The sequence below is a fragment of the Paenibacillus sp. HJGM_3 genome, from assembly GCF_045062745.1.
GTDB lineage: Bacteria > Bacillota > Bacilli > Paenibacillales > NBRC-103111 > Paenibacillus_AA.
This window is the reverse complement of record NZ_JBJGED010000011.1, coordinates 186,952-198,473: the sequence shown is the minus strand read 5'-3', so window position 1 is coordinate 198,473 and position 11,522 is coordinate 186,952. Positions and strand designations below refer to the sequence as shown.

Below are 11,522 nucleotides of genomic sequence, written 5' to 3'. Positions count from 1 at the left end.
GGAGGCGGCGGCTACCAAGGTTCGCGTCCGCAAGGCCAAGGCGGAGGCGGCGGCTACCAAGGTTCGCGTCCGCAAGGTCAAGGAGGCGGAGGCGGCTACCAAGGTTCGCGTCCGCAAGGCCAAGGCGGCCAAGGCGGCGCCGGACGCGCACCCGCACCGGCAGCGACGCCTACTCGCAACGAACGTACCGATCGCTCGCGAAACAACAGTTCGAATTATCGTACCGGCTCCGGCCGTCCGACTTTGATCCCGACCGGGAACGAGGAGCTCGACGAATCCGGCCGCGCGCTGACCGCGAAGAAGACGAAGCCGAACCAGAAACGGTTCGATGACCGCTCCGGCTCCAGAGGCAACAACCGGAACCAAAGAGGCAGACAGCCGGAACCGGTGCGTAAGGAGAAGATCGACAACACGCCTAAGAAAATTATCGTCCGCGGGACGATGACCGTAGGCGAGCTCTGCAAAGCGCTGCACAAGGATGCCTCCGAGGTCATTAAGAAGCTGCTGCTCATGGGCGTCATGGCGACGATCAACCAAGAGCTCGATCTGGATACGATTCAGCTGATCGCCGATGAATTCAAGGTGGAAGTCGAACTGAAGCTTCCGGTCGAGGAAGACAATTTCGAGACGATCGAAGAGAAGGACGAAGCCGAAGATCTGATCGAACGCGCGCCGGTCGTGACGATCATGGGTCACGTCGACCACGGGAAGACGACGCTCCTCGACGCCATCCGTCACACGAACGTGACCGAAGGCGAAGCGGGCGGCATCACGCAGCATATCGGCGCTTATCAGGTCGAAGCGAAGGGCAAGAAGATTACGTTCCTCGATACGCCGGGCCACGAAGCGTTCACGACGATGCGGGCGCGCGGCGCGCAGGTGACGGATATCACGATTCTCGTCGTGGCGGCCGACGACGGCGTTATGCCGCAGACGGTCGAAGCGATCAGCCACGCGAAGGCGGCCAACGTGCCGATCATCGTTGCGGTGAACAAGATCGACAAGCCGGGCGCCGATCCGGAGAAAATCAAGCAAGAGCTGACGAAGTACGAGCTCGTGCCGGAAGAGTGGGGCGGGGAGACGATCTTCGCGAACGTATCGGCGAAGCAGCGCATCGGACTGGAAGAGCTGCTTGAGACGATTTTGCTCGTAGCCGAAGTGCAAGAGCTGAAGGCGAACCCCGACAAGCGCGCCAGAGGGACCGTCCTCGAGGCGGAGCTCGACAAAGGCCGCGGTCCGGTCGCTCGCGTGCTGATTCAGCACGGGACGCTTAAGGTCGGCGACGCGTTCGTCGCGGGCGTGAGCTTCGGCCGGGTCCGGGCGATGGTGAACGACAAGGGACGCCGTCTCAAGGAAGCAGGTCCATCGACGCCGGTCGAGATTACGGGGTTGACCGAGGTGCCTCAGGCGGGCGATCCGTTCCTGGTGTTCGAGGACGAGCGCAAGGCTAGAGCGATTTCGGAGCGCCGCACGTCGACACAGCGTCTGTCCGAGATGGGCGCAAACAGCCGCGTTACGCTGGATGACTTGTATAAGCACATCAAGGACGGAGAAATTAAAGACCTGAATGTGATTATCAAGGGTGACGTACAAGGTTCCGTCGAAGCACTCCGCGGCTCGCTCGAGAAGATCGAGGTCGAAGGCGTCCGCGTGCGCATTCTGCATACCGGCGTAGGCGCGATCACCGAATCCGATATTATTCTCGCTTCGGCTTCGAACGCGATCATCATCGGCTTCAACGTGCGTCCGGAGACGGCGGCCCTTACGACGGCCGAGCAGGAGAAAGTCGACATCCGTCTGCATCGCGTTATCTACAGCGCGATCGAGGAGATCGAACAGGCGATGAAGGGTATGCTCGATCCGATCTTCAAGGAAGTCGTGATCGGCCACGCCGAAGTCCGCAACATCTTCAAGATCAGCAAAATCGGCACGATCGCCGGCTGCATGATCACGGACGGCAAAATTACGCGTAACGCCGACGTTCGTGTCATTCGCGACAACGTTGTCGTGACGGACGGGAAGATCGATTCCCTGAAGCGGTTCAAGGACGATGTGAAGGAAGTATCCACCGGCTACGAGTGCGGGATTTCCATCGTCAAATTCAACGATCTCAAAGAAGGGGACATCATAGAAGCATACGTGATGGAAACCGTAGAGAGGTGATCCTAACCTATGGCGAGGATTCGAGTAGGTCGAGTTGGTGAGCAAATTAAGAAAGAGCTGAGCGTCATCCTGCAAGCGGAATTGAAAGATCCGCGGGTCGGCTTCATTACCGTGACCGGAGTGGAAGTGACGAACGACCTCTCCCAGGCGAAAGTATTCCTGAGCGTGCTCGGCACGGATCAGCAGAAGGAAGCGACGCTAAGCGCGTTAGCGAAGGCGACCGGCTTCATCCGTTCCGAGCTCGGCAAGCGGATTCGGCTGCGCAAGACGCCGGAGCTGCTGTTCCAGTTCGATGCGTCGATCGAGTATGGCAGCCGCATCGATCAATTGCTCACGCAGTTGAATGAAAGGAATGCGGACCAATGAGTGCCCGAGTCGGCGTACGCGGCTATGCAGAGCAATTGGCGGAAGCCCGCTGTTTTATCGAGAACCACGACCACTTTTTGGTCGTGTCGCATGTGAACCCCGATGGCGATGCCGCCAGCTCCACCTTTGCGATGGGCTGGCTGCTCGACCGGCTGGGCAAAACCTTTACATTGGTCAACGAGGACGCGATACCGGACAAATTCGCTTACATGTGGGGCTTCGATCGGCTCATCCGGCTGACGGAGCTGCCGAGCGATCCACCGATCCAGGCCATTATCAGCGTCGACTGCGCGGATGAAGCCCGGATGGGCCGGGTACGGGAACGGGTTGCACCGAACGTACCGCTCCTTAACATAGATCACCACCCGACGAACGATTGTTTCGGCGACGCACAGCTCATTCGCGAGGATGCGGCCGCTACGGCGGAGGTGCTCTTCGAGTTGGCGGAGCAACTAGGCGTGCCGATGGAGAGGGAGCTGGCGGATTGCATCTATACCGGACTCCTGACGGATACGGGCGGATTCCGCTACTCCAATACGTCGCCTCGCGTTATGCGCATCGCCGCGGATTTGCTCGAGTATGGCGTGCAAGGGTATCAGCTGGCGGAAGCACTGCTGGAGAAAATCACCCGTACGCATATCGCCGTCCTGCAGAAGGCGCTCGGGACACTTTCGTTTGCCTACGACCATAAAGTGAGTTGGATTGCGCTTTCCACCGAGGTAATCAGCACCACCAACGCGACGCCGGATGATTTGGAAGGGTTGATCCAGTACCCGCGCAACATTGAAGGCGTTCAGGTGGGGCTGTTGTTCAAGCAGGTGGACGACGCCAAAGTAAAAGTCAGCTTCCGCTCGAACGGGAACGTGGATGTCGCCCAGGTCGCGAAATCGTTCGGCGGCGGGGGCCATGTGAAGGCTTCCGGCTGCACGATCGAGGGCACTCTGGAGCAAGCGGTGGAGCAAGTCGTAGCGGCCGTAGGACGGGCACTGGGATGAGCGACGCCAAGAGCCTGACGCAGCCGAAACGGCCGGTTGAGCTGGAGGGCGTATTGCCCGTCCACAAGCCGCCTGGATTCACGTCGCATGACGTCGTCGCGAAAGTCCGCCGCATTCTCGGAATGAAGCGAATCGGGCATACCGGCACCCTGGACCCTCAGGTGACGGGGGTGCTGCCGCTCTGTCTGGGGCGCGCGACCCGAATCGTGGAATACATTCAAGAGCTTCCTAAGGAATATGAAGCGGAGCTGACGATCGGCTATTCGACGGATACGGAAGATTGGACCGGCCAGGAAACGAACCGGGCGGAGCGGGTGGAACTCGAGCTCCCGACCCTGCAGCGCGTTCTGGACGGATTCTTGGGCGAAATCGAGCAAGTGCCGCCGATGTATTCGGCCGTGCGCGTGGACGGCAAGCGATTGTACGAGCTGGCCCGGCAAGGCCAGGAAGTCGAGCGCAAGCCGCGCCTTGTACGCATCTATGAGCTGGAACTGCTGGAAGCGAAGCTGGATCAGCCGTACCCGACCGTTCGGATTCGGGTACAATGCTCGAAGGGCACGTACATCCGCACACTCTGTGTCGATATCGGCCGTGCCCTTGGGTATCCCTCCGTGATGAGCCGGCTCGTACGGACGTCGACCGGGATGATTGGGCTTGACCGATGCTTGACGCTTGAGCGTATTGAGCAGCTGTACCGGGAAGGCCGATTGGACGAGCACCTTATCCCTTCGGATCAGGCGCTAGCGCATTTGCCGAAGGTTGTCGTGTCGTCTACGGAAGCGCTCCACGCCTCCCAGGGCAAATCGCTGCCCGCTCATGGACGTGATGTGGACGGGTTAGCGCGCTTGTACGACCCGGAGGGCCGGTTTCTCGGCCTTTTCCGCCAAGACCCGGAACAGCAGCGGCTGCGTCCGGAGAAAGTATTCGTGTAGCGGCAAGCTGCAGGAACATAAAAGGGGAACGTACTGCCATGCAAGTGATCGAATTATCGTATCCGCTCTCGCTCTCGCGTGCAGCCGGTCCGGAAGCGGGCCAAGTGATGGCGATCGGCGATTTTGACGGAGTTCATCTGGGGCATCGGGAAGTGATTCGCAAGGCGGTGGAGACGGCCAAGCAGCGCCGGGTGCCGGTCTCCGTTATGACGTTTCATCCGCATCCCCGCGAGGTGCTCGGTCAGGGCCGCTATACCCATTATTTGTCGCCGCTTGAGGACAAGCTGGATGCATTCCGGGAGCTGGGCATCGATTATGTCTACCTCGTTCATTTCAATCTTGCTTTCTCGCAAGTGACGGCCGAGCAGTTTGTGACCGAAATGCTGCTACCGCTTGGCCTCGATACGGTCGTGGTAGGCTTCGATTTTGCTTTCGGCCATCAGGCGCGCGGCAACGCGGATACGTTGTGCGAGTGGGCCAAGGGACAGTTTGTCGTCGAAGTCGTACGCCCGTTTCATCTGGACGGGGAGAAGGTGAGCAGCACGCTCATCCGACGATGCCTCGAGGACGGGCACGTCGACCATGCGCGCCAACTGCTAGGACGCCACTATCAGCTGAGCGGAACGGTCATCCATGGCGATGCGAGAGGCCGGACGATCGGATTTCCTACTGCGAACTTGCAATTGAACGGAGCCTATGTCATTCCGGTCAATGGAGTATATGCGGTACAGGTGAATCTTGACGGCGTACGGTACGGCGGTGTTATGAACCTAGGCACGAAGCCTACATTCTCCGACGGATCGCTCGTTAGGACGTTCGAGGTCCACATTTTCGACTTCAATCAAATGATCTACGGGGCGAAGCTGCTCGTGGAGCTCGTTTCCTATATTCGGCCGGAGCGGAAGTTCGGCTCGATCGATGAGCTCGTTGCTCAAATCCACCTGGACGTAGAGACGGCAAAAGGCATTTTGCTCCGGCTTACGTAGTTCAACCTGCTGTCATTTACAAGCGCGGCGGGAATGTGCTATACTGATTTTCGTTGCCTGCCGAATCTGGCATGGCGGAACCTTAGCTTGGAAGCACGATCTCACCGACGGCTTCTCGGCTGATGGCGATTTAATTGGAATAGGAGGTGACTTGGATGGCATTGACCCAAGAACGCAAAAACCAGCTGATTGCCGAGTACAAGGTGCATGAGAACGATACCGGTTCTCCCGAAGTACAGATCGCAATCTTGACGGAGAATATCGTGAACTTGACGGATCACCTGCGGACGCATAAGAAAGACCACCACTCGCGCCGCGGTTTGCTCAAGATGGTTGGACAACGCCGTAAGCTGCTCGCTTACTTGAAGAACAAAGAGGTTAGCCGTTACAGCGCTTTGATCGAGCGTCTCGGCTTGCGTCGCTAAGGAATTTCGGAGAAAACAACCGTGTCGGCCTTCGGCTGCAGGTTGTTTTTTTTCGAAGGAAAATAATGTTTTACATAAAGAAGGAAATACTGTTGAAGATGAAGAATAAGAGTGAGATGGACATTTAGAATTTGGAGGGCATTTATGGAGAAGAAAGTGCACATGGATTTGGGAGGACGGCCGCTGACGCTCGAGACGGGCCGACTTGCCAAACAAGCCAATGGTGCCGTCTTAGTACGTTACGGCGATACGGTCGTGCTGTGTACGGTGACCGCGTCTTCGGAGCCGAAGGACTTGGATTTTTTCCCGTTGACGGTAAACTATGAAGAACGCTTATATTCGGTCGGGAAAATTCCCGGCGGATTTATCAAACGCGAAGGGCGTCCGAGCGAGAAGGCGATATTGTCCAGCCGCTTGACCGACCGTCCGATTCGCCCGCTATTCCCTGAAGGGTTCCGGAACGATGTTCAGATCGTCGCCATGGTCATGAGCGTGGATCAGACCTGCCCGCCGGATATCGCCGCCATGATCGGCACCTCGGCAGCCCTTACCATATCCGACGTTCCGTTCGATGGACCGGTAGGCGGCGTAATCGTGGGCCGAATCGACGGCCAGTTCATCATTAACCCTACGCCGGAGCAAGAAGAGAAGAGCGATGTATATCTCGTCGTGGCCGGGACGAAGGACGCTATCATGATGGTCGAGGCCGAAGCGAATGAAGTGTCCGAGGACGTTATTCTCGAAGCGATCATGTTCGGTCACGACGCGATCCGTCATATCGTTGCCCTGCAGGAACAGTTCGCGCAAGAAGCGGGCAAGCCGAAGATGGAAGTGAAGCTGCATGCGGTCGATGCCGGCGTGAATGCGGCCGTTCGGGAGTATGCGCAAGCTCGTCTCGTCGAAGCGATCCGTATCCCGGAGAAGCATGCGCGCCAAGATGCGATCGACGCCGTCAACGCCGATGCCGTCGAGCACTTTACGCCGATCTATGTCGAAGAGCCGGACAAGATCAAGGACGTCAAGGAAGTGCTGTACGATATCGTAAAGGAAGAAGTGCGACGCCTCATTACGCACGACAAGGTGCGGCCGGACGGCCGGGCTTTGAGCGAGATCCGCCCGATCGAATGCGACACCGCGCTCCTGCCGCGTACGCATGGCTCAGGCCTGTTCACGCGCGGTCAGACGCAAGCGCTCAGCGTCTGTACGCTCGGCGCTCTCGGCGACGTGCAAATCCTGGACGGGCTTGACCTGGAAGACACGAAGCGGTTCATGCATCATTACAACTTCCCTCCGTTCAGCGTAGGGGAAGCGCGGCCGCTCCGCGCGCCCGGACGTCGCGAGATCGGTCACGGGGCACTCGGTGAGCGCGCGCTGTCGAAGGTCATTCCGTCCGAAGCGGAATTCCCATATACGATTCGTCTCGTGTCGGAAGTACTCGAGTCGAACGGCTCCACGTCCCAAGCGAGCATCTGCGCCAGCACGCTCGCGATGATGGATGCCGGCGTGCCGATCAAAGCGCCAGTAGCCGGCATTGCGATGGGGCTCATCAAGGACGGGGACCATTTCTCGATCTTGTCCGACATCCAGGGGATGGAAGACCACCTGGGCGACATGGACTTCAAGGTCGCGGGTACCGCCGAAGGCGTGACGGCGATTCAGATGGACATCAAGATCGATGGGATCAATCGGGATATTTTGCAGCAATCGCTCGCGCAGGCGAAGGAAGGCCGCATGTTTATTTTGGGCAAAATGCTCGAAACGATCCAAGCCCCGCGGACGAGTCTGTCTCCATTCGCGCCGAAGATCCTCACGATGCAGATCAATCCGGACAAAATCCGTGAAGTTATCGGCGCCGGCGGGAAGATCATCAACAAGATTATCGAAGAAACCGGCGTGAAGATCGATATCGAGCAAGACGGCCGCGTCTTCATCGCCTCCTCGAATGAAGCGATGAACGAGAAAGCCCGTTCGATCATCGAAGGCATCGTAAGAGAAGTCGTAGTAGGCGAAACTTACCTGGGGACGGTCAAGCGCATCGAGAAGTTCGGCGCCTTCGTCGAGATTTTGCCAGGCAAGGAAGGGCTCGTGCACATCTCGCAAATCTCGACCGAGCGTGTAGCGAAGGTGGAAGACGTCCTGAAGCTGGGCGACCAGATCACGGTCAAGGTGACGGAGATCGACAATCAAGGCCGGGTCAACCTGTCGCGCAAGGCGACCCTTCAGCCCGCCGCCGCTGCCGAGAAAGCTTAACAACCGCATATCGCATAATGAACAAAGAGCCAGACCTGTCTGACTCTTTTTTTCATGAAATGTCGGCTTTTGAGGTTCTCTGCTTACTAAAATCCGCGTTGCCTTGGCATAATAGAGAAAGGCTTGTCATAGGATGGACTAGAATGCCGGACAAGGATCAAATCCGGTCGGACCAAGATCGGACAAAAAGTGGAGGCACAAGGTATGTTACGTAAATGGGCGATCGCCGGCGCGGCCGTCATGTTACTCACTTGGGGGTTGTACCGGTCGGACAACCTGTCGGCGTTTATCACTTCAGCCAAACAGAAGGAAACGATTGCGTATCAATACATGCAGGTGCCGGATTCGATCGGAGAGCTGTCACAGGCGGCTCACGGCGTTCCGAATGTGCCCGGAGAGAGCAAGACGATGGCCGAGACTCACGCCAAGCTCTATGAGCGGATTCAGCAATTGGCTGAGCAGATGAAGAAGCCGCCGATCGACGCGAAGCTGGATAAAGTGTGGAAAGCGGTTCCCGCCCTGAATGGCCAAGAGGTCGATATTGATGCTACATGGCGGAATGCGATCCAATTGTCTGCGGCGAAGGCGGAGGCGTATCCGCTCATTTACAAGCCCATTCCGCCGTCGGTTCGATTGGAGGACCTGGGCGCGCAGCCGATCTATAAGGGCAATCCGGAGAAGCCGATGGTGGCGCTCATGATCAATGTAGCGTGGGGGAACGAATTTTTAAGTCCGATGTTGGATGTTTTGGAGCGACAACAGGTGAAGGCGACGTTTTTCCTGGACGGGTCCTGGCTGAGCAAGAATGAAGACCTGGCGAAGATGATCGCTTCCAAAGGCCACGAGCTCTCCAATCATGCTTACTCTCATAAAAACATGAGTCAAATCAGCCGCCAGCAAAACGTGGACGAGATCGCAAAAACGCAAGCACTCCTTGAGAAGATGGGGGTCAAAAATCATCTATTCGCCCCTCCCTCCGGCGACTACAACGACCAGACGGTCAAGGTGGCGCATGAGCTTGGACTACATACGATTCTATGGACGCTCGATACGGTGGATTGGAAAAATCCGGGCGCGGACACGATTCTTCGGCGGCTGACGCCGAGACTGGAGCCGGGCGCGACGATCTTGATGCATCCAACGGCTTCCTCGAGCGGAGCGCTGAACAGTCTGATCGAGAGCATTAAGAAAAAAGGGCTTGTTCTGGGCACCGTTTCGGAGCTTATTTCCCCGGAGCGCATTCCTTCGGTTGAGGAGCCGATAAAATTTTGATATATTGAAAGCATTGTTTGGTGAAGATTTACATTGTGAGGGGGTGTCCCGGTTGAACAAGCTTCAATTGCAAAATGGGTTGCGGGTGATTCTGGAGAAGATTCCGACTTGCCGTTCCGTATCATTCGGTATTTGGGTCAAAACAGGATCGCGCAATGAGAACGTGACGAATAACGGGATCTCTCATTTCATTGAGCATATGCTTTTCAAAGGTACGGCGCGCTTTACGGCCAAAGAAATCGCCGAGACGTTCGACGGCATCGGGGGCAACGTGAACGCCTTCACCTCGAAGGAATACACATGCTACTATGCGAAGGTACTCGATGAGCATCTGCCGATCGCCGTGGACGTGCTGGCCGATATGTTCTTCCATTCCTTGATGGATCCGGCGGAGCTGGAGAAGGAGCGTAACGTCATCCTGGAAGAAATCTCGATGTACGACGATACGCCGGACGATCTCGTGCACGATCTGATTGCGAGAGCCGCCTACCAGGACCATCCGCTTGCTTACTCCATTCTAGGGACGCAAGCGAATTTGGAAGCCATGAACTCCGATACGCTGCGCGAATATATGAAAGGGCATTATCGCATAGACAATACGGTCATCGCGTTAGCGGGCAACATCGACGATTCCGTCGTCGAGCTGCTGGAGAAGCATTTCGGCTCGTTCTCGAACGCGGGCTCCGAGCAGGCAGTAGCCGAGCCGCTCTACTCCAGCGAATCGATCTTTCATAAGAAGGATACCGAGCAGAACCACATTTGCCTGGCGTTACCCGGCTGTTCGCTGAGCGATCCGCTACTGTATCCGATGATTCTGCTGAACAATGTGATCGGCGGAGGCATGAGCTCCCGGTTGTTCCAAGAGATTCGCGAGAAGCGAGGTCTGGCCTATTCGGTCTATTCCTATCATACGGCGCATTTGGACAGCGGGATGTTCACGATTTATATGGGTACGGCGCCCAAGCAGACGTCCGAAGTGCTGGACGTGACGATGGAGCTGCTGCGAGGCTTGGCGGACCATAGCTTGAGCGAGCCGGAGTTGAAGAAGGGCAAGGAGCAGCTGAAGGGCAGCTTCATCCTCAGCCTGGAGAGCACGAGCAGCCGAATGAACCGGCTCGGCAAGAACGAGCTGATGCTAGGCAAGCACTACACAATGGATGAAATTTTGCACCGGATCGATGCGGTGACGCTGGACGACCTGAAAGAGCTGGCGGGCAAGCTGTTCTCGCACGCGTTCTCGCTCTCGATGGTCGGCAAGTCGGACCAGGCGATTCAGTCGTTCAGGAGGGATCCGCTTGTCCTCTGATACGCTTGATGTAGTGCAAGTGATGCGGCTGCCGGGGAGCGAAGGCGTCCCCCTGCCGCAGCGGATGTCGGAGCAGGCGAGCGGTTACGACCTGTACGCGGCCGTGCCCGCCGAGGAGCCGCTCGTGCTGCAGCCCGGTCAGCGCGCCCTCGTGCCGACCGGCATCGCCATCGCGATGCCGGCGCACCTCGAGGCGCAGATCCGGCCGCGCAGCGGGCTCGCCTTCAAGCACGGTATCACGTGCTTGAACACGCCGGGTACGATCGACGCCGATTACCGCGGCGAGATCAAGGTGCTGCTCATCAATCTCGGGCAGGAGCCCTTCACGATCCACCGGGGCGAGCGCATCGCGCAGATGGTGTTCCAGCTCGTGCCGCCCGTCCGGCTGGAGCCGGTGCTGCAGCTGGACGAGACCGTGCGGGGGGCCGGCGGCTTCGGGCATACGGGAACGAAATGAAACACGTTGGTGTTGGCGGCGTTTTGTCGCATCCATTGAAAAATAAGTCCCGCCAGCTCAAACATCTTGTTCGTCGTCCTTTTGATTATATTTTATGGTGAGGACGCCGAGCCAAAACTCGCGCGGAACTTATTTTTTCAACGGGCTCGCAAACGCCGCCAACACCAAAGCGTTTCAGGGTCGTTCCCTAGTAGAGGTAGTAGTAAAGTCTGTCTCCGTGCGGAAGAAACGGAGACAGCTTTTTTGTTTTCGCTATTGTTCCAGGTGGAATGAATGGAGGTCGTTGAGGTAGTTTCACTTCCTTATAGGCGCTATCCCTTTCACTCAGAAGAAAGGGGTGCAGGTGAACAATATAGAGGTTGTCTCCGGG

The 11,522-nt window shown here is 57.4% G+C and carries 10 protein-coding genes; all 10 read left to right on the top strand.

Annotated elements, in window-relative coordinates; all coding sequences use genetic code 11:
- Positions 1-2,163: translation initiation factor IF-2 (gene infB, locus ACI5FR_RS14730; RefSeq protein ID WP_405455436.1), on the top strand; the 2,163-nt coding region annotated here is incomplete at its 5' end.
- 9 nt (positions 2,164-2,172) lie between these two features.
- A complete protein-coding gene (gene rbfA, locus ACI5FR_RS14725; protein WP_405455434.1) occupies positions 2,173-2,529 on the top strand; it encodes a 30S ribosome-binding factor RbfA in 357 nt (118 codons plus the stop codon).
- Positions 2,526-3,524 (top strand): DHH family phosphoesterase, encoded by a 999-nt coding sequence (locus tag ACI5FR_RS14720; protein ID WP_405455432.1) that lies wholly within the window; start codon positions 2,526-2,528, stop codon positions 3,522-3,524. Before rbfA ends, ACI5FR_RS14720 begins: the two co-directional genes overlap by 4 nt.
- On the top strand, positions 3,521-4,456 hold the full coding sequence (truB, locus tag ACI5FR_RS14715; RefSeq protein ID WP_405455430.1) for a tRNA pseudouridine(55) synthase TruB: 936 nt from the start codon (positions 3,521-3,523) through the stop codon (positions 4,454-4,456). Before ACI5FR_RS14720 ends, truB begins: the two co-directional genes overlap by 4 nt.
- A 38-nt stretch (positions 4,457-4,494) precedes the next feature.
- Positions 4,495-5,442: a bifunctional riboflavin kinase/FAD synthetase gene (locus tag ACI5FR_RS14710; protein ID WP_405455428.1), complete on the top strand. Its 948-nt coding sequence runs from the start codon at positions 4,495-4,497 to the stop codon at positions 5,440-5,442.
- Between the two features lie 155 nt (positions 5,443-5,597).
- Positions 5,598-5,867 (top strand): 30S ribosomal protein S15, encoded by a 270-nt coding sequence (gene rpsO / locus ACI5FR_RS14705; protein WP_405455425.1) that lies wholly within the window; start codon positions 5,598-5,600, stop codon positions 5,865-5,867.
- A gap of 144 nt (positions 5,868-6,011) precedes the next feature.
- Entirely contained in the window at positions 6,012-8,117 is a 2,106-nt protein-coding gene (gene pnp / locus ACI5FR_RS14700; RefSeq protein WP_405455423.1) for a polyribonucleotide nucleotidyltransferase, read from the top strand.
- Between the two features lie 204 nt (positions 8,118-8,321).
- Positions 8,322-9,389: a polysaccharide deacetylase family protein gene (locus tag ACI5FR_RS14695; protein ID WP_405455421.1), complete on the top strand. Its 1,068-nt coding sequence runs from the start codon at positions 8,322-8,324 to the stop codon at positions 9,387-9,389.
- 52 nt (positions 9,390-9,441) lie between these two features.
- Positions 9,442-10,695, top strand: coding sequence for a M16 family metallopeptidase (locus ACI5FR_RS14690; protein ID WP_405455418.1), 1,254 nt, complete (start codon positions 9,442-9,444; stop codon positions 10,693-10,695).
- A 22-nt stretch (positions 10,696-10,717) separates the two neighbouring features.
- On the top strand, positions 10,718-11,152 hold the full coding sequence (gene dut, locus ACI5FR_RS14685) for a dUTP diphosphatase (RefSeq protein WP_405455447.1): 435 nt from the start codon (positions 10,718-10,720) through the stop codon (positions 11,150-11,152).
- Positions 11,153-11,522: the final 370 nt, after the last annotated feature.

Excerpts from the sequence above, each read along its gene's own strand:
- rbfA (WP_405455434.1), top strand. The coding sequence starts at position 2,173 with ATGGCGAGGATTCGAGTAGGTCGAGTTGGTGAGCAAATTAAGAAAGAG.
- ACI5FR_RS14720 (WP_405455432.1), top strand. The coding sequence starts at position 2,526 with ATGAGTGCCCGAGTCGGCGTACGCGGCTATGCAGAGCAATTGGCGGAA.
- truB (WP_405455430.1), top strand. The coding sequence starts at position 3,521 with ATGAGCGACGCCAAGAGCCTGACGCAGCCGAAACGGCCGGTTGAGCTG.
- ACI5FR_RS14710 (WP_405455428.1), top strand. The coding sequence starts at position 4,495 with ATGCAAGTGATCGAATTATCGTATCCGCTCTCGCTCTCGCGTGCAGCC.
- rpsO (WP_405455425.1), top strand. The coding sequence starts at position 5,598 with ATGGCATTGACCCAAGAACGCAAAAACCAGCTGATTGCCGAGTACAAG.
- pnp (WP_405455423.1), top strand. The coding sequence starts at position 6,012 with ATGGAGAAGAAAGTGCACATGGATTTGGGAGGACGGCCGCTGACGCTC.
- ACI5FR_RS14695 (WP_405455421.1), top strand. The coding sequence starts at position 8,322 with ATGTTACGTAAATGGGCGATCGCCGGCGCGGCCGTCATGTTACTCACT.
- dut (WP_405455447.1), top strand. The coding sequence starts at position 10,718 with ATGCGGCTGCCGGGGAGCGAAGGCGTCCCCCTGCCGCAGCGGATGTCG.